Origin of the sequence: Streptomyces sp. Rer75, from assembly GCF_013414305.1 — a bacterium.
GTDB lineage: Bacteria > Actinomycetota > Actinomycetes > Streptomycetales > Streptomycetaceae > Streptomyces > Streptomyces himastatinicus.
On the sequence record NZ_CP058693.1, the window covers coordinates 4460021 to 4477526 of the forward strand.

General features: G+C 73.1%; 13 protein-coding genes. 5 read left to right on the plus strand and 8 right to left on the minus strand.

Features of this window, described 5'->3' with window-relative positions:
* Positions 1-4 precede the first annotated feature (4 nt).
* The gene (dnaE, locus tag HYQ63_RS18680) at positions 5-3559 is read left to right on the plus strand and encodes a DNA polymerase III subunit alpha (RefSeq protein ID WP_179934983.1); all 3555 of its coding nucleotides are present in this window, start codon (positions 5-7) and stop codon (positions 3557-3559) included.
* A gap of 122 nt (positions 3560-3681) precedes the next feature.
* On the opposite strand, the gene HYQ63_RS18685 is transcribed toward dnaE, so the two are convergent.
* Entirely contained in the window at positions 3682-4578 is an 897-nt protein-coding gene (locus HYQ63_RS18685) for an alpha/beta fold hydrolase (protein WP_179934984.1), read from the minus strand.
* Positions 4579-4732: 154 nt separating this feature from the next.
* Between HYQ63_RS18685 and HYQ63_RS18690 the strand changes: the two genes are divergently transcribed.
* On the plus strand, positions 4733-6691 hold the full coding sequence (locus HYQ63_RS18690) for a BTAD domain-containing putative transcriptional regulator (RefSeq protein WP_257231934.1): 1959 nt from the start codon (positions 4733-4735) through the stop codon (positions 6689-6691).
* 155 nt (positions 6692-6846) lie between these two features.
* On the opposite strand, the gene HYQ63_RS18695 is transcribed toward HYQ63_RS18690, so the two are convergent.
* Positions 6847-8244 carry an amidase gene (locus tag HYQ63_RS18695; RefSeq protein WP_179934986.1) on the minus strand — a complete coding sequence of 466 codons (1398 nt, stop codon included), beginning with the start codon at positions 8242-8244 and terminating at the stop codon, positions 6847-6849.
* A 173-nt stretch (positions 8245-8417) separates the two neighbouring features.
* Here HYQ63_RS18695 and HYQ63_RS18700 point away from each other — a divergent pair, with 173 nt between their 5' ends.
* Positions 8418-8555 (plus strand): SCO1431 family membrane protein, encoded by a 138-nt coding sequence (locus tag HYQ63_RS18700; protein WP_179934987.1) that lies wholly within the window; start codon positions 8418-8420, stop codon positions 8553-8555.
* 52 nt (positions 8556-8607) lie between these two features.
* Positions 8608-9318, plus strand: a complete 711-nt coding sequence (locus tag HYQ63_RS18705) for a B3/4 domain-containing protein (RefSeq protein ID WP_179934988.1) — start codon at positions 8608-8610, stop codon at positions 9316-9318.
* Between the two features lie 8 nt (positions 9319-9326).
* On the opposite strand, the gene HYQ63_RS18710 is transcribed toward HYQ63_RS18705, so the two are convergent.
* A complete protein-coding gene (locus HYQ63_RS18710; protein ID WP_055546847.1) occupies positions 9327-9539 on the minus strand; it encodes a hypothetical protein in 213 nt (70 codons plus the stop codon).
* Between the two features lie 142 nt (positions 9540-9681).
* Positions 9682-11256, minus strand: a complete 1575-nt coding sequence (locus tag HYQ63_RS18715) for a methylmalonyl-CoA mutase (RefSeq protein WP_179934989.1) — start codon at positions 11254-11256, stop codon at positions 9682-9684.
* A gap of 133 nt (positions 11257-11389) precedes the next feature.
* On the opposite strand from HYQ63_RS18715, the gene HYQ63_RS18720 reads away from it, so the two are divergent.
* Positions 11390-12298, plus strand: coding sequence for a L,D-transpeptidase family protein (locus tag HYQ63_RS18720; RefSeq protein WP_257231935.1), 909 nt, complete (start codon positions 11390-11392; stop codon positions 12296-12298).
* A gap of 192 nt (positions 12299-12490) precedes the next feature.
* Here HYQ63_RS18720 and HYQ63_RS18725 read toward each other — a convergent pair whose 3' ends face one another.
* The 4 genes from HYQ63_RS18725 to HYQ63_RS18740 form a co-directional block, all read right to left on the minus strand.
* Positions 12491-13681 carry a hypothetical protein gene (locus tag HYQ63_RS18725; protein WP_179934990.1) on the minus strand — a complete coding sequence of 397 codons (1191 nt, stop codon included), beginning with the start codon at positions 13679-13681 and terminating at the stop codon, positions 12491-12493.
* Positions 13681-14325: an RNA polymerase sigma factor gene (locus HYQ63_RS18730; protein WP_179940265.1), complete on the minus strand. Its 645-nt coding sequence runs from the start codon at positions 14323-14325 to the stop codon at positions 13681-13683. Before HYQ63_RS18730 ends, HYQ63_RS18725 begins: the two co-directional genes overlap by 1 nt.
* 53 nt (positions 14326-14378) lie before the next feature.
* Positions 14379-15290 carry a DUF4328 domain-containing protein gene (locus HYQ63_RS18735; RefSeq protein ID WP_257232627.1) on the minus strand — a complete coding sequence of 304 codons (912 nt, stop codon included), beginning with the start codon at positions 15288-15290 and terminating at the stop codon, positions 14379-14381.
* A gap of 485 nt (positions 15291-15775) precedes the next feature.
* Complete coding sequence (locus HYQ63_RS18740; RefSeq protein WP_179934992.1) at positions 15776-17416, minus strand: glycoside hydrolase family 20 protein; 1641 nt, start codon at positions 17414-17416, stop codon at positions 15776-15778.
* Between the last annotated feature and the right edge of the window lie 90 nt (positions 17417-17506).

Sequence of the window (17506 nt, forward strand, 5' to 3'; positions counted from 1 at the left end):
AGCGGTGCCACAGTCAGCAGCCACCCGGCCCTTCACGCATCTGCACGTCCATACGCAGTACTCACTCCTGGACGGTGCGGCGCGGCTGAAGGACATGTTCGCGGCCTGCCAGGAGATGGGCATGTCGCACATCGCCATGACCGACCACGGCAATCTGCACGGCGCGTACGACTTCTTCCAGCAGGCCACCGGCGCCGGGATCACCCCGATCATCGGCATCGAGGCCTACGTGGCGCCGGAGTCGCGGCGCAGCAAGCGCAAGGTGCAGTGGGGGCAGCCGCACCAGAAGCGGGACGACGTGTCCGGCTCCGGCGGCTATACGCACAAGACGATCTGGGCGGCGGACAGGACCGGGCTGCACAACCTGTTCCGGCTGTCGTCGGACGCGTACGCGCACGGCTGGCTCCAGAAGTGGCCGCGGATGGACAAGGAGGTCATCGCCGAGCACGCCGCGGGGCTGATCGCGTCGACCGGGTGTCCGTCGGGTGAGGTGCAGACGCGGCTGCGGCTGGGGCAGTTCGACGAGGCGCTGAAGGCGGCCTCCGAGTACCAGGACATCTTCGGCCGTGACCGGTACTTCCTGGAGCTGATGGACCACGGCATCGAGATCGAGCGCCGGGTCCGGGACGGGCTGCTGGAGATCGGGCGGAAGCTGGGCATCCCGCCGCTGGTGACGAACGACTCGCACTACACGTACGCGCACGAATCGCAGGCGCACGACGCGCTGCTGTGCATCCAGACGGGGAAGAGCCTGGCCGTCGCGGACCGCTTCCGCTTCGACGGCACGGGCTACTACCTGAAGTCGGCGGACGAGATGTACGCGATCGACTCCTCCGACGCGTGGCAGGAGGGCTGCCGCAACACGCTCCTGGTGGCCGAACAGGTCGATGTCACCGGCTGGTTCGCCAAGCGCGACCTGATGCCGCGCTTCGACGTGCCCGAGGGGTACACCGAGGTGACGTGGTTCCGTGAGGAGGTCCGCAGGGGGATGGCCCGCCGCTTCCCCGGCGGCGTTCCCGAGGACCGGGAGAAGCTCGCCGCGTACGAGATGGGCGTCATCATCCAGATGGGGTTCCCGGGCTACTTCCTCGTGGTCGCCGACTTCATCATGTGGGCCAAGAACAACGGCATCGCGGTCGGCCCGGGGCGCGGCTCCGCGGCGGGGTCGATCGTCTCGTACGCGATGGGCATCACCGACCTCGACCCGGTCGAGCACGGGCTGATCTTCGAGCGGTTCCTCAACCCCGAGCGCGTCTCCATGCCGGACGTCGACATCGACTTCGACGAGCGCCGGCGCGCCGAGGTGATCCGGTACGTGACGGAGAAGTACGGCGCCGACAAGGTCGCCATGATCGGCACGTACGGCACCATCAAGGCCAAGAACGCGATCAAGGACTCGGCCCGGGTGCTGGGCTACCCGTACGCCATGGGCGACCGCATCACCAAGGCCATGCCCGCCGACGTCGGCGGCAAGGGCATACCGCTGTCCGGGATCACCGACCCGGCGCACCCGCGGTACAGCGAGGCGGGCGAGGTCCGGGCGATGTACGAGGGCGATCCGGACGTGAAGAAGGTCATCGACACCGCGCGGGGCGTCGAGGGCCTGGTGCGGCAGATGGGCGTGCACGCCGCGGGCGTGATCATGTCCAGCAAGCCGGTCGTGGACCACGTCCCGGTGTGGGTGCGGCACACCGACGGGGTCACGATCACGCAGTGGGACTACCCGACGTGCGAGTCGCTGGGCCTGCTGAAGATGGACTTCCTCGGCCTGCGCAACCTGACCATCATGGACGACGCCGTGAAGATGGTGCGCGCCAACAAGGGCATCGATCTGACGCTGCTCGACCTGCCGCTGGACGACCCCACGACCTTCGAACTCCTCGGCCGCGGCGACACCCTCGGCGTCTTCCAGTTCGACGGCAGCGCGATGCGCTCGCTGCTGCGCCTGATGAAGCCCAGCCACTTCGAGGACATCACGGCCGTCACCGCCCTGTACCGGCCGGGCCCGATGGGCATGAACTCGCACATCAACTACGCCCTGCGGAAGAACGGCCAGCAGGAGATCACCCCCATCCACCCGGGGGTCGAGGACGCGCTGAAGGAGGTCCTCGACATCACCTACGGCCTGGTCGTCTACCAGGAGCAGGTGCAGAAGGCCGCCCAGGTGCTCGCCGGGTACTCGCTCGGCCAGGCCGACCTGCTGCGCCGGGCGATGGGCAAGAAGAAGCAGGAGGTGCTGGACAAGGAGTTCATCCCGTTCCGGGACGGCTGCCGGGCGCGCGGCTACCCGGACGACGCCGTCCAGGCGGTCTGGGACGTGCTGGTGCCGTTCGCGGGCTACGCGTACAACAAGGCGCACGCGGCCGCGTACGCGCTCGTCTCGTACTGGACCGCGTACCTCAAGGCCAACTACCCCGCCGAGTACATGGCCGCGCTGCTGACCTCGGTGCGCGACGACAAGGACAAGTCGGCGGTCTACCTCAACGAGTGCCGCAAGATGGGCATCAAGGTGCTGCCCCCGGACGTCAACGAGTCCGACGCCGACTTCACGCCCCGCGGGGACGACACGATCGTCTTCGGCCTGACCGCCGTGCGCAACGTCGGGCAGAACGTGGTCGACTCCATCGTCCGCCGCCGCCGGGCCGCCGGGCGGTACGCCTCGTTCCCCGACTTCCTGGACAAGGTCGACGCGGTCGCGTGCAACAAGCGGACCATCGAATCGCTCATCAAGGCGGGCGGGTTCGACGCGCTGGGGCATACGCGCAAGGGGCTCGCCGCCCGGTACGAGCCGATGGTCGACACCGTGGTGGCGGTCAAGCGGAAGGAGGCCGAGGGGCAGTTCGACCTCTTCGGCGGCATGAGCGGCGAGGGCGGCGAGGGCGGCGACGGTGACGCGCCGGGCCTCGGGCTCGACGTGGAGTTCCCCGACGACGAGTGGGAGAAGGCGTATCTGCTCGCCCAGGAGCGGGAGATGCTCGGGCTGTACGTCTCCGACCACCCCCTCTTCGGCGTCGAGCACCTGCTGAGCGACAAGGCGGACGCCGCCATCGCCCAGCTGACCGGAGGTGAACACGCCGACGGCGCGATCGTCACCATCGGCGGCATCATCTCCGGCCTCCAGCGCAAGATGACCAAACAGGGCAACGCCTGGGCCATCGCCACCGTGGAAGACCTCGCGGGCTCGCTGGACTGCATGTTCTTCCCCGCCACGTACCAGCTGGTGTCCACCCAGCTCGTGGAGGACGCGATCGTCCTCGTCAAGGGACGGCTCGACAAGCGCGAGGACGTGCCCCGGCTGGTGGCCATGGAGCTGGCCGTGCCCGACCTGAGCGCCGCCGATGCCCCGCTGTGCCTCGACATGCTCGCGGCGCACGTCACACCGCGGTCCGTCCAGCAGCTGAAGGAAATCCTCCAGGCCCACCCGGGCCCCAGCGAGGTGCGGCTCCGGGTCCGCGGCCCCGCCAGGACGACCGTCTACCGGCTGGGCTACCGCATCAGCGCCCAACCGGGGTTCTGGGCGGACCTCAAGGCGGCGGTGGCCGTGACCCGGGCCAGGTGAGCGCTTACGGCTTGCGGCCCACGCCCCCGTACGCGTCCGAAGAACGACGCGCCGGACGGCAGCCCCGCCATCAGACGGCCCACCAGGGCACAGGGCGTTTGGGCGACAAAGGGGTGCGGGGGTCAGGAGCGGCGGGCGAGGAGGGCGCGGAGCGCCTTCGCGACGTCGGCGGGCGCCTCCTCGGCCATGAAGTGGCCGTACGCCACGGTCGCATGGTGCAGGTCGGGTGCCCAGGCGCGCCACAGCGCCTCCGCGTCGAACCCGAGCGCGGCGCCCCAGTCCTGCTGGAGGACGGTGACCGGCATCCGCAGCCGGTGGCCCGCCTCCCGGTCCGCCCGGTCGTGGACGACGTCGATCCCGGCGGAGGCCCGGTAGTCGGCGACGATCGAGGGAACGGCGGCGCGGCAGGCGTCCAGGTACGCGGCGCGGACGGCGGCGGGGATCGCGGCGGGGTCCGTGCCCCAGAGGTCGAGGAAGTGGCCGAAGAAGACGTCCGGCGCGGCGGCGATCATACGCTCGGGCAGGCCCGGGGGCTGCGCCATCAGATACAGGTGGAAGCCGACCGCCGCGGTGGTGCCGTGCATCGCCTCCCACATGTCCAGCGTCGGCAGCACGTCGAGGGCGGCGAGGTGGGTCACGGCGTCCGGGTGGTCGAGCCCGGTGCGGAAGGCCACCAGGGCGCCGCGGTCGTGACCGGCCAGGGCGAACCGGTCGTGGCCCAGGGCCCGGGCCACGGCCACGATGTCGGCGGCCATGGTGCGCTTGGCGTACGTCGTTCCGTCGGCGGCCTCGGCCGGTTTGTCGCTCGCGCCGTAGCCGCGCAGATCGGGGCAGATGACGGTGTGGTCGGCCGCCAGGTCGGCCGCGACGTGCCGCCACATCAGGTGCGTCTGCGGGAAGCCGTGCAGCAGGACGACCGGGCTGCCGGTGCCGCCGACGGCCACGTGGAGGGCGACGCCGTTGCCGTCGTCGGTGACGGGGACGCGGTGGTGGGCGAAGCCGGGGATGGTCTCTGGCATGGGGGCGCTGCTCTCGTGTGGTGGCGTATCCGCCGGGTTCTTGAGACGGGCGTGTCGAGGCTGCCGCGCCCCAATCAGCAGCCGGTCAGCGCCGGTGCGCACCGGGGCTTGGTTACGGTGGCGCGTTCGGGTCGCCGGTGTGCCGGGCCGGTGCGTGCTCGCGTTGAAGGGGCCACGGCACCGGGCCGTGCTGGCGCGGCTGATCGTGGCCCGCCGCCGGGTCGTACCGGTGTCCCGACTCGTCGAGGACCTGTGGGACGAGCCCCCGGCGGGGGCCGTCGGCGCCGTACAGACCTTCGTCGGCGCCCTCCGCCGCGCCCTGGAACCCGACCGCCCGCCGCGCGCCCGGTCCCGGCTGCTGGTCACCGAGGGCCCCGGGTACGCGCTGCGGGCGGCGCCGGACGCCGTGGACGCGTGGCGCTTCGAGACGGCCGTCGCCGCCGCCGCGGACCTGCCGCCCGCGGCGGCGCTGCCACGGCTCGGGGACGCGCTGGAGCTGTGGCGCGGTCCGGCGTACGCCGAGTTCGAGCGGGCGGACTGGGCCCGTGGCGAACGCGCCCGCCTGGCCGAACTGCGGCTCCGGGCCGTCGAGCAGCGCGCCGAGACCCTGCTCGCGCTGGACCGCGCCGCCGAGGCGGTCCCCGACCTCGACGCCCACCTGACCGACCACCCCTGGCGCGAGGACGCCTGGCGCCTGCTGGCCCTCGCGCTGTACCGATCGGGCCGCCAGGGGGACGCGCTGGCCGTCCTGCGCCGGGCCCGCACCACGCTGACCGACCAGCTGGGCCTGGACCCCGGCCCCCGCCTCCGCCGCCTCCAGGCGGACATCCTGGCGCAGGACCCCGGGCTGGAGTCCGGTGCGGGCGGCGCGGCTCGGGTGTGGGCGGAGGCGGCGGCGGTCTACGACCGTACGGTCGGTGGCGGGGCGCGGGCGCGGCTGGAGGCCGCGGTGGGGCTGATCCGGAACCTCGCGGTGACCGGCGGCGGAGGGCTGGAGGCCGCCCGCGAACACCGGCTGGCGGCCATCACCGCCGCCGAGGAGTGCGGCGACCCGGAGCTGACCGCGCGGGTGATCGGCGCGTACGACGTGCCCGCGATCTGGACCCGTAGCGACGATCCGGAGCTGGCGGAGCGGATCGTCGGCGCCGCCGAACGCGCCCTGACCGCGTTGACCTCCTCGCCCTCGCTGCCCTCGCTGCCCTCGGTGCCCGAGGGCGGCGCGGCGCGCTGCCGTCTGCTGGCCACCGTGGCGCTGGAGATGCGCGGCACCCGCTCCCCGCGCGGGCCCGCGGCGGCCCGCGAGGCCGAGGAGATCGCCCGGCGCCTGGACGATCCGGCGCTGCTGGTCTTCGCCCTGAACGGCGCGTTCATGCAGTCCTGCACCCGGGCCGGGCTCGCGCCGCGGCGCGATGCGATCGGCGCGGAGCTGATCGCGGTGGCCGCCCGGCACGGGCTGGTGACGTACGAGGTACTGGGCCACCTGATCCGCCTCCAGGCACGCGCCGCGCTCGGCGACTTCCCGGCCGCGGACGAGCACGCCGCCGCCGCGGACCGGCTGGGCGCGCGCCATGAACTGCCGCTCGTGGGCGTCTTCACCGAGTGGTACGGGGCGCTACGGCTCGCCGCGGCCGGAGAGGCGGCGCGGGCCGAGTCCGCGTACCGGGCCGCGGCCGGACGGCTGGAGGGCGCCGGGATGCCGGGCGTGGAGCGGGGGCTGCTGCCGCTGGCGCTGCTGTGCGTACGGCTGGCGGGCGGCGATCGCTCCGCGCGGGAGGCGGGCCGGGACGTCGACCTCAGCACGGACTGGGGCCCGTACCGCCCCTGGGCGGAACCGTTCGCACTGCTCGGCGAGGGCGCCGAGGCCGAGGCGCGGACGGCGCTGCGCGCCCTGCCGGAACCACCGGCGGACCTGCTGTACGAGGCCCTGTGCTGCCTGGAGGCGGCGGTAGCACGGGCAGTCGGCGACCGGGACGCCCTGGAACGGACCCACGCCCACCTGCTCCCGGCCGCGGGCCAGCTGGCGGGCGCGGCCAGCGGCCTGCTGACACTCGGCCCGGTGGACGCCCACCTGTCCGCGATAGCGAAGGCGCTGGACACACCCCCGGCAGGCTGAACAGCCCACCGTCGGCGTCAACCACACACGGCTCGCCGTTCGGCAGGCTCCAGGGACCACGGCGCCGCCATCGGCCCTGCACCGAGCCGGTGCCCGTGACGACGTACGGGTGTCCCCAGGCGGCTCGGGCTTACCCGGCGCGGCGGGGCCGCGTCCTACGGCCAGCGTTCGTACCACCTCTGGTCGGCCTCCAGCTGGGCCGCCAGGGAGATCAGCAGGGGTTCGCTACAGGCCGGGCCCAGGAGTTGGGCGCCGAGGGGGAGGGTGGTGGCGGGGTCGGCGAAGCCTGCCGGGACGTTGACGGCGGGCCAGCCCAGGACGTTCCAGGGCCAGGCGTACGGGCAGGCCGCGATCATCGCGCGGTCGGTGTGCCAGCCGGACAGCCGGGCCATGGCGCCGATCCGCAGGGGCGGGGTGGCGGTCGTCGGGGAGAGGACGACGTCGTACCGCTGGAAGATGGCCCCGACCCGGCGCCGCAGGGGTTCCTCGGCGGCGCGGGCGAGGCGCAGGGCGGTGCCGCGCAGGAGGCGGCCGTTGCGGACGGCGGCGCGGGTGCGTACGTCCAGCAGGAGCGGATCGGGCACGCGGGCCGCCCATTCGCACAGGCCCGCGGTGGCGCGGGGCAGGAAGGCGAGCCCGACGGCGCCGTAGCGCGGCTCGGCTTCCTCGACCTCGTGGCCGAGGGCGGCGAGCCGTTCGGCGAGCCGGGTGATGGCGGCGCGGACGGCCGGGTCCAGGCTTTTCGGCGTGCCCGTGAAGGCGGGCTTGAACGACAGGGCGATCCGCAGCCGCCCCGGGGCGCGGCCCGGGGCGGACAGCACGTCCACGGGGTCCGGACAGTGCAGGTCGCCGTCGCGGTTGCCGCTGGCCGCGTGCAGCAGCAGGGCGGCGTCGGCGACGGTGCGGGCGAGGGGGCCGTGGCAGGTGATGCCGTTGAAGGACTCGGCGTCCGGCCAGGTGGAGATCCGGCCGCGCTGCGGCTTGATGCCGACGAGATGGGTCCAGGCGGCCGGGATGCGGACGGAGCCCGCGCCGTCCGAGCCGAGCGCGGCGGGGACCAGCCCGGCGGCGACGGCGGCCGCGGCGCCGCCGGAGGAGCCGCCGGGGGTGTGGGCGAGGTTCCAGGGGTTGCGGGTGTCGCCGAAGGCGGGGCCCTCGGTGAACGGCCACTGGCCCAGCTCGGGCGTGTTCGTCTTGCCGACGATCACGGCCCCGGCCGCCCGCAGCCGCCGTACCGCCTCGCCGTCCTCCGTCTTGGCCGGGAAGTCGCCGCAGCAGCCGAAGGCGGTCGGCTCGCCCGCCACGTCCGTATCGTCCTTGACCGCGATGGGCACCCCGAGGAGCGGCAGCCGCTCACCCGCCGCCAGCCGCCGGTCGGCGTCGGCGGCCTCGCGCAGCGCGGCCTCGGCCCGGACGCGCCGGAAGGCGTTGAGGGTGGCCTGGGTCTCGGCGATGCGGGCCAGCGCCTGCTCGACCAGCGCCCGCGAGGTCACCTCGCCGTCGGCCAGGGCCTTGACCTGCTGGCCCAGCCCCTTAGGAATGACGCTGGTCAACGATGGACCTCCTCGCTCTCACACATAGGTGAATTAGGCCACTTCCCCTTTACCCGGGGAGGGGACGCCACGCACCCTGGGCAACGGTGGTTGCCCGTTTCATCACCATCATCACCATCCTCCTCAGCATCTCCAAGCAAACTCAGCATCTCCAAGCAGCAAGGACGACCCGCATGACCGAGATCGCGGTCCCGCGCACCGGAACCGGCGGCCCCTCCGGTTCCGACCACGACAAGCTGGTGGAGCACGCCATCGGCTGGATCCTCGCCATCGTGATGGCGATGCTCACCGTCCAGATCGGCCTGTTCTAGGGCCTCACGCGGTGCATAAAACTGCACCGATGCGTATGTCATAGTGGACTGCATGACGACGTCCACCGCATCCCACTGGCTCGCTTCCGCCTCCGTCGACCCCGCCGTGCACGCCCTGCGCCCCGACTACCGCGCGCTGCTCATCACCGCCGAGGGCCTGCGCCCCGGGCCCAGTGACGAGCTGAGCGAGAAGTGGCTGTCCGCCGCCGAGACGGAGGCGCGCGAGCGCTTCGGGGACGGTCCGGTGGAGGAGCATCCGCATCTGGCCGCCTGGCGCGAGGCGTTCCGCGGCTTCGGCGCGAAGCCGCAGCGCACCCGGCCCAGCGCGGAGGCGCTGCTGCGCCGGGCCGGGGCCGGACTGCCGCGGGTGGACCGGCTGACCGACCTCTACAACGCGATCTCGGTCGGCCATGTGATCCCGCTGGGCGGCGAAGACCTCGACCACTACACCGGCGCGGCCCGGCTGGTGCGCGCCACGGGCGACGAGGCGTTCGAGACGACGGCGAGCGGCGAGCCCGCCGTGGAGCACCCCGCGCCCGGCGAGGTGGTGTGGCGGGACGACGCGGGCGTCACCTGCCGTCGCTGGAACTGGCGGCAGTGCACCCGCACCCGGCTCACCCACACCACCACCCGCGCCATGTTCGTGCTGGACGCGCTCGGGCCGATGGACGACGCCGCGTTGACGGCGGCCGGTGACCGGCTCGGCGAGGCACTGGCCGAGTCCAGCCCCGGCGTCGTGATCGCCTCGCGGCTCGTGGCCTAGGGGGCGTCTCAGAACAGCGGCTGCTGGCCCGGGGTCGGCGGCTCGTCCCCGCCGAACAGCTTCGGCGGAGTGGTCAGCAGCGGCGCGATCCGCCGCGACCCGGGGCACGAGACCAGCTCGTAGTCGGAGCGGCGGCCGGGCGGATCGTGGCGGGCGAAGCGCCCGCCGACCACCGCGATCTCACGGGTGCAGACCGGACAGGTGCGGCGGGGAGCAGACATGACCCCAGTGTCGCTCACCCGCCGCGGATGTCCCGGGCGAGTTTCCGGGCCGAATGCGCTCACCAGACCGCCGCCGCGGCCCGCCCCCACGATGCCCTCATCGGACCATCCCCCCTGATACCCCTGATACAGCTGTTACCGCTCAGAACGCATCAGCCGGGACATACGTGCCCCACACTTCCCGCAACGCGTCGCACACCTCGCCGAGCGTGGCCCGCGCCGCGAGCGCGTCCTTCATCGGGTAGAGCACATTGGCCGTGCCCGGCTCGCTCTCGGCCGCCTTCTTCAGCGCCGACAGCGCCGCGCCCACGCCCGCCCGGTCCCGGGAGGCCCGCAGCCGGGCGAGCCGGTCGCGCTGGCGCTCCTCGATGGCCGGGTCCACGCGCAGCGGTTCGTACGGCTCGTCCGCGTCGGTCCGGAACCGGTTCACCCCGACCACCACCCGCTCCCCCGCCTCCTGTTCGCGGGCGATGCGATACGCGTTGCGCTCGATCTCGTCCTTCTGGAAGCCCTGTTCGATGGCGGCCACGGCCCCGCCCAGATCCTCCACCCGGCGCATCAGGTCCACCGCCGCCTCCTCGACGGCGTCGGTCAGCGCCTCCACCGCGTACGAGCCCGCGAACGGGTCGACGGTCGCCGTCACATCCGTCTCGTACGCCAGCACCTGCTGCGTGCGCAGCGCGAGCCGGGCCGAGGTGGCGGTGGGCAGGGCGATGGCCTCGTCGAAGGCGTTGGTGTGCAGCGACTGGGTGCCGCCGAGCACCGCCGCCAGCCCCTGGACGGCGACCCGGACGAGGTTCACCTCGGGCTGCTGGGCGGTGAGTTGGACGCCCGCGGTCTGCGTGTGGAAGCGCAGCATCTGCGACTTCGGATCGCGCGCCCCGAACTCCTCGCGCATCACCCGCGCCCAGATCCGGCGCGCGGCGCGGAACTTGGCGACCTCTTCGAGAAGGGTGGTGCGGGAGACGAAGAAGAAGGAGAGGCGCGGCGCGAAGTCGTCCACGCCCATGCCCGCCGCGAGGGCCGTACGGACGTACGCGATGCCGTCCGCGAGCGTGAACGCGATCTCCTGCGCGGGCGAGGCACCGGCCTCGGCCATGTGATAGCCGGAAATCGAGATCGTGTTCCACTTGGGCAGCTCGACCCGGCAGTACTGGAAGATGTCCGCGATGAGCCGCAGCGAGGGCGCGGGCGGGAAGATGTACGTGCCGCGCGCGATGTACTCCTTGAGGACGTCGTTCTGGATGGTGCCGGTCAGCCGCTCCCCCGGCACCCCCTGCTCCTCGGCGACGAGTTGGTAGAGGAGCAGCAGCAGCGCGGCGGGCGCGTTGATCGTCATCGACGTCGAGACCTGGTCGAGCGGAATGCCGTCGAACAGGATGCGCATGTCCTCGATCGAGTCGATGGCGACGCCGACCTTGCCGACCTCGCCGTGCGCGAGCGCCGCGTCGGAGTCGTAGCCCATCTGGGTGGGCAGGTCGAACGCGACCGACAGACCGGTCGTGCCGTGCTCGATCAGCTGCCGGTAGCGGGCGTTGGACTCGTCGGCGGTGCCGAACCCCGCGTACTGACGCATCGTCCACGGACGGCCGGTGTACATCGACGGATAGACGCCGCGGGTGAAGGGGTACGCACCGGGCTCGCCGAGCCCGCCGCGGTCGCGACCGGGCCCGTACACCGGCTCGATCGGGAATCCCGACTCCGACTCGCGCGCCATGGGTCCCTGCCTTCTGGTGGCTTATACCTGCCCTTGTACCCATTCAGGGCCTTCTTCACAGCATGCTCCGATGTTCGGCGCATGGCAGCCCCGGGCAACATTCCGGGCGACGAACCGGTGAAGAGGGGGGCCCATGCACGGAAGATCGGTCGTCCGCACCGCACTCGCCACGGCCGCCGCGGCGGCCCTCGTGGCGGGCTGCCGGGGCGAGACGGTGACCCTGGACGGACAGCGACATACGAGAGCGGAGCCGCGTGCGGGCGCGAGCACGACGAGCGCGGCACCCCGCACCCCGGCGGCCGCACCGCGCCCGCACCGCACGTTCACGCACACCCCGCGGGCCACGCCCCGCCCGGCCACCCCGCCCCGCACCCGGGTGGCGGCGAAGCCGCGCAGCGCCCCACGGGTGGCGCCGCCCGTCGTCGCCTTCGGCACCAGCGGCGAACGGGTGCGCGAACTCCAGGCGCGGCTGCGCCAGCTCGGGCACTTCGACCGCAACCCGACCGGCTACTTCGGCACGGTGACGCGCGCCTCGGTCGCCTCCTACCAGCGCGCCCGCGGCCTGTCCGCCACCGGCTCGGTGGACAGCCGCACCTGGACCTCCCTGCGGTCCCGCACCACCCAGCCCACCCGCGACGAGCTGTACCCGCCGACCACCAACCCGCTGGCCAAGCCGGACTCGCGGTGCCTGACCGGGCGGGTGCTGTGCATCAGCAAGAGCAGCCGGACGCTGGCGTGGATGATCAACGGCCGGGTCGTCTCGGCCATGGACGTGCGCTTCGGCTCGCAGTACACGCCGACCCGGGAGGGGCTCTTCCAGGTCAACTTCAAGAGCCGGGACCACGTCTCGACGATCTACGACACCCCGATGCCGTACGCGATGTTCTTCAGCGGCGGCCAGGCGGTGCACTACTCAGCCGACTTCGCCGCCCGCGGCTACAACGGGGCGTCGCACGGATGTGTGAACGTCCGCGACAAGAAGAAGATCGCGGCGGTCTTCAACCAGGTAAAGGCAGGCGACAAGGTCGTCGTCTACAAGTAGGGCTCCACGCGGGGCTGAGGAAAGTGGCGCGGGCAGAGCCGGGGGAACGTGCTCTGCCCGCGCCGATGCGCGGAGCCGTCGGTACGGGGGGAACCTCGGCTCCCGCGCGGCCGATGACCAGTCGGCCCGTTTCTTACAGCGTCACCCCTGAAAAAAACGTCACACCAGATGCGCGAGAGGTGCGCGGACGCCTCAGGGAGCGCCGGATTTCGCAGGCGTCGCGGGGTCGGCCGAGGGCGTCGCGGGGTCGGATGGCGACGCGGACGGACTGCCGGACGAGCCGCCGGACGGGGTGTCGGACAGTTCGTTCGACGGCGTGCCGGACAGGGTGCTCGACGGGGTGCCGGACGACGGCGTGGGTTCCGGGCTCGGCGTACCGCCGCCGTCCCCGGAGGGTGGCGGGGGCGCGGGGTTGGAGGCCCCGCCGTCACCGCTCCCGGAGTCGTCGCCGGTACCGGCGGTCGTGCCCGTGTCGTCGGTGCCGCCGCGCGGAACGGTGTCGTAGCCGACGAGCTGTACGCAGTAGTCGTGGATGGCGGACCTGCTGCCCGCCGCCCGCGTCAGCTTCTTCAGCGCCGTCGGGCCGACGTCGGGGCCGGTTCCGGCCTCCGCCGCGAGGTAGCGGCGGCAGGCGCCCAGGGCGCGCTGGCCGGTGCCGTTGTCCGGGCCGATCCCGGTGCCGCTCTTCCAGGCCCCGGGCTTGCCGGACTTGTCACGCCTGTCGTGCTTGTCGTGCCGGTCGCGCTTGCCCTTGCCGTCGTCGCCGCCCGGTACGCCACGCCCCTGGGCGCCCTCCGACGTACCGGGGGCGTGGGGATCGGGCGACGCGCCGTCGTCCTCGGAGATCTCCGGCCGCGCCGACTCCCCGCTCCCGGGGCCGGTGTCCGACACGCTCGTGCCCGGGCCCGGGGTGCCGCCGCTCTGCCCGAACGGCAGGACACCGGCCGCCGCCGCGACCGCGAAGCCGCTCAGCGCGCACCCGGCGACCGCGGCCACCATGCCCGCGCGCAGGGGACGCCGTATCCCACGCCATCCGGTCCGCGGCGCGGCAGGGTCAGCCGGTCGCGCTATGCGCGTTGACTTGCCGCCGACCTGGCCTTCTGCCGAAATGGCGACCACCGACGGCTTGGTGTGCGCGGCGCGGAAAGCGGCCACCGCCGCCTCCTCGCCGGGGAGCGGGGCCGTGCCATCGGCCGCGGCGCCGTCCGTGCGGCGCCCCGCCTCGGCCACGGCGCCGAGCACGGCCGCCAGCCGTTCCGCTTCGGCGTGCGGCCGATCGTTCCGGCCGTCGGGGGTGCCGTGCTGCCCCTCGACCGGTTCACCGCGAAGCAGCCGCTCCGCGGCCTTGTCATCCAGCCAGCTATAGCGGTGGTCGTCGGCCATCACATGTCTTTCTGCGTCGGCGCGCCCGATTCCGTCACACCTGCGGACCTGGCCACCCCCGTCTCCCGCTGCCCGGGTATCCCGTCGAGCACGGGCGTGTCACCGAGGAGATCGGCCAGCCGCCGCAGGCCGCGGTGGGCGGCGGTCCGTACGGCGCCGGGGCGCTTGCCGAGGACCGCGGCCGCGCTCTTGGCGTCCAGTCCGAGGACCACCCGCAGCACCACCGCCTCCGCCTGGTCCTGCGGGAGCTGGGCGACGAGGCTGAGCGCGCGACCGGTGCCGAGGGCCTCCAGCGCCTCTCCGGCAGTGTCGGCCTCGGACGCCCGGGTCTCCAGCTCGGTCTCGTCCCCGCCGATGACCGGGCGGCGGCCGCGCATCCGTATGTGGTCGAGGGCGCGGTTGCGGGCGATGCGGGCGGCCCAGCCGCGGAACCGGTCGGCGTCTCCGCTGAACCGTCCGAGGTCGCGGGCTATCTGGAGCCAGGACTCGGAGGTGATGTCCTCCGCGTCGGCGTCACCGACCAGGGTGCGGACGTAACCGAGTAGCCGGGGGTGCACGCTTCGGTACACGGTCCGGAAGGCGGTCTCGTCCCCATCCTGCGCCGCGTTCACCGCGGCGGTCAGTTCCGCGTCGTCCCCCTGCACGCTCTCTTCCTGCCCCACTCGGAGAAGTCTCGGTCCAGCGATGCCGGGCGGCGCTAGCCCTGCCCGTAGGGCGGTTGCGACCCGGCGGGCGGGCCGGACGGCGGGGCGGGCGGGGCCTGCGGGACGACCGGGGGCATCTGCTGTGCGCCACCACCGTACGGGGACGGGGCGGGCGCGCCGTACGGGTTGCCGGGAGCGCCGCCGCCGTACGGGTTGGGCGCGGGCGCGCCGTACGGGGACGGCGGCATCTGGCCCTGCGGGCCCTGCGGCGGCAGCGCGGCGCGCTGCTCCTGCATGGCGGTGATCTGGCGGACGACCAGCAGGGCGAGGATCGCGGCGGCGATGGTCACGGCGTACGCGAAGAGGTTCATGCCGAGCGCCGACTGCATGTCCTCGACGGCGTCCTTCGCCCCGAACAGGCCCGCGCTCTCGGCCCGGTCCCGGGCAAGGGTCCACTGTTGCAGGGAGCTGCTGAAGGAGATGCCGCCGACGAGCCAGCACACCCACCAGCCGTTGAGCAGCCCGCGCCGGACCTGGTGCGGGCCCTGCGGGGAGCTGGCGCGCCAGATGTCGTTGGCGATCTGCTTCGGGAACCACAGGCTGACCACGGGGGTGAACCAGGCGCCCGCCGCCCAGCCGGCCCCGAAGCGGTGCTGGCCGGGTGCGAACACCTCGGCGTTCAGCCGCAGCCGCCGGAACCATATGGGCCAGACGATGGCGACCGCGAGCATGACCAGCGAGGAGACGATCAGCGCGACGGCGTAGAAGGAGTCGGCGCTGTCGGCGTCGTCCTGGCTCGGCAGATCGCCGTCCAGGATGTCCGAGTAGATGTCGTACTGCTGGAAACGGGCGATGAACGCCAGGACCAGCGTGGCCACGGTCGCCCCGAGCAGCCAGACGAGCGTCGTGGACAGTCCGCGCCGCAGGTCGACGCCGCCCGGGGGCATGGCGCCCGCCGCGGGCATGGACACGGGCGGCGCGGCGGTGTAACCCCCGGGTCCGGTGGTCGGAGCCGGATTCAGCTGCTGCTGATAGGTGCCGCATGCCGCGCAGCGACCGTCGGGGCCGACGGCGACAGCGCGGCAATTCCCGCACGGATACATTTCTTGATCCCCCTGGGGACGTGGCCCGATCGGAGCCACGCGAGAAAATAAATCTGACCGCGCCCGCAGCGCGGACCTGCACGTTACGGGCATCCGACCGGTCCCGTCCAGAGTCGGCCCAGGGCATGGACACGCCGGGCGGGCCCGTGCACGTGCCCGTGACGGTCAGGTTTCGCGTCCGCAGCGGGTGTGACGCATTCGAAGCGTGCGACGCTATAAGGAGCAAGGGCCTTCACAGGCCCGCGCTGGACGGCGGTCGGGGCCTCTCCTGTGGGGGGTGGCGGCCCCGGCCGTCCCTCCATCTCCCCCTGCCTCTCTCGTGCCTCCCTCTGCCCGCCCCGTGCTGCTCAGACTCCCAGCCGGTCGGCGAGACGAGTGAAGGCGGACCAGCTCAGCGGGGGTTTTCCGGGGTTCCACAGGCGCTGGGAGAGCGCGGCGAGCGGCAGCCGGATGCCCCTGGCCACCTGCTGCTCGGTCTGGGCCTCGGGCTGGTCGGACCAGACCGCGAAGCGGGCGCCGAGGACGCGGCTCGGGCCGGTCAGCCTTTCGTCGGAGACGGGCTGGGTCCCGCGCAGGGTGCCGGGGGTCCATTCGTCGTAGATGCGCTTGCCGGTGGGGTAGTAGAAGCCGTTGGGCTCGCCGAGCACGTAGTAGAGGTACTCGGAGTTGAGGTTCACCACGTTCCGGCCCTCGCGCAGGTACTCCACCGGCGGCCGGGCGGCCCACCGGGTGCGGCCGGTCCAGTACTCGACCTCGATGTTCTTGTCGGGCGTGATGACGCCGCCGCTGAAGAAGCCGTCGTTCCACGCCTTGGGCTCCTTGCCGAGCGAGCGGGCGACCGCCGCCCGGTCGTTCAGCCAGCCGGTGGCCAGGTCCTGGACGGTGGCCTGGGAGCCGTACTTGCGCTTCGCGGCGGCGACGAGCTGCGGGAACGACGCCTCGGGGTCCTCGACGGTGAGCGCCAGGTACTCGTCGGCGCCCAGGTGCCAGTGGCGGCCGGGGAAGAGCGGGGCGTACTCGCGCATCAGCTGGTCCACGATCCGGGCGGAGCCCGGCTTGGAGATGTCCACGTCGCCCTGGAACGAGGTGCCGCCCGCGTTGCGCAGCTGGAGGTCCGGGTACTGCCGGATCACCGCGCCGAGGTGGCCGGGCGAGTCGATCTCGGGCACGACCGTGATGTGCAGCTGCCCGGCGAGCGCGACGATCCGCCGGACCTGGGCCTTGGTGAGGTGCTGCGGCGAGACGATCTCGGGGTTGGTATCGCTTTGGATACGGAATCCCTGGTCGTCCGAGAAGTGCAGGCCCAGCTGGTTGAGCTTGAGGTCGGCCATCTCGCGCAGCCGCGCCTCGATCCATCCGGCGGTGTAGAACTTGCGCGCGATGTCCAGGTTCAGCCCGCGCTGGGAGCGGCCGGGGCGGTCGTGGATGACGCCCTCGGGGAGCTTGCCGCCGGAGCGCAGGGCCTGCTTCACGGTCCGGGTGCCGTAGAAGACGCCCGCGGTGGCCGGGCCGGTGACGCGGGCGCTGCCCTTGCGGACGGTGAGCGTGTACCCCTCGGCGCCGCCGCCCTGACCGGGCGCGACGGCGAGGGACAGATCACCGCGGCGCGGGGTGCCGGAGGCGGTGCGCAGCCCCAGCTCGGCGGCGGTCATGCGGGCCTCGTCGGCGAGGGGGCCCTTGAGGTCGGCGACCACCCGGCTGTTCTTGCCGGGCTTCCAGCCGGGCCCGGAGCGCGGCGTGAACTCGCGGACGGAGGGGATCGTGCGGGGCGCGGTCGAGGCGGGCGGCGCCACGCCGGCGTGGGTGGCCGCCGACGAGCCGGCGGTGTGCTGCCGGGTGGGGAGGGACGGGGCCCGCGGGGAGCCCGAGCCGTGCTGCGTGGGCTGCGTCTGCTGACAGCCGAGGCCGATGAGGACGGCGGTCGCGGCGGCGCCGGCGACGCTGCCGCGGAGGATGGCCGCCTTGGCGGCTCTGACGGGCAACCCCATGGCGGGCACCTCCGCTCGATGAGCTGCTGCTCTCTCTACGTGCGGCTCTCTCCGTCACGCCCCTGTCTACTTCACGCCACAAAACGTCCC

Coding starts and splice junctions, on each gene's coding strand:
- HYQ63_RS18685 (WP_179934984.1), bottom strand. CDS start 4,578: ATGCCAGAGACCATCCCCGGCTTCGCCCACCACCGCGTCCCCGTCACC.
- HYQ63_RS18700 (WP_179934987.1), top strand. CDS start 8,418: ATGACCGAGATCGCGGTCCCGCGCACCGGAACCGGCGGCCCCTCCGGT.
- HYQ63_RS18705 (WP_179934988.1), top strand. CDS start 8,608: ATGACGACGTCCACCGCATCCCACTGGCTCGCTTCCGCCTCCGTCGAC.
- HYQ63_RS18710 (WP_055546847.1), bottom strand. CDS start 9,539: ATGTCTGCTCCCCGCCGCACCTGTCCGGTCTGCACCCGTGAGATCGCG.
- HYQ63_RS18715 (WP_179934989.1), bottom strand. CDS start 11,256: ATGGCGCGCGAGTCGGAGTCGGGATTCCCGATCGAGCCGGTGTACGGG.
- HYQ63_RS18720 (WP_257231935.1), top strand. CDS start 11,390: ATGCACGGAAGATCGGTCGTCCGCACCGCACTCGCCACGGCCGCCGCG.
- HYQ63_RS18725 (WP_179934990.1), bottom strand. CDS start 13,681: ATGGCCGACGACCACCGCTATAGCTGGCTGGATGACAAGGCCGCGGAG.
- HYQ63_RS18735 (WP_257232627.1), bottom strand. CDS start 15,290: ATGCCCGCGGCGGGCGCCATGCCCCCGGGCGGCGTCGACCTGCGGCGC.
- HYQ63_RS18740 (WP_179934992.1), bottom strand. CDS start 17,416: ATGGGGTTGCCCGTCAGAGCCGCCAAGGCGGCCATCCTCCGCGGCAGC.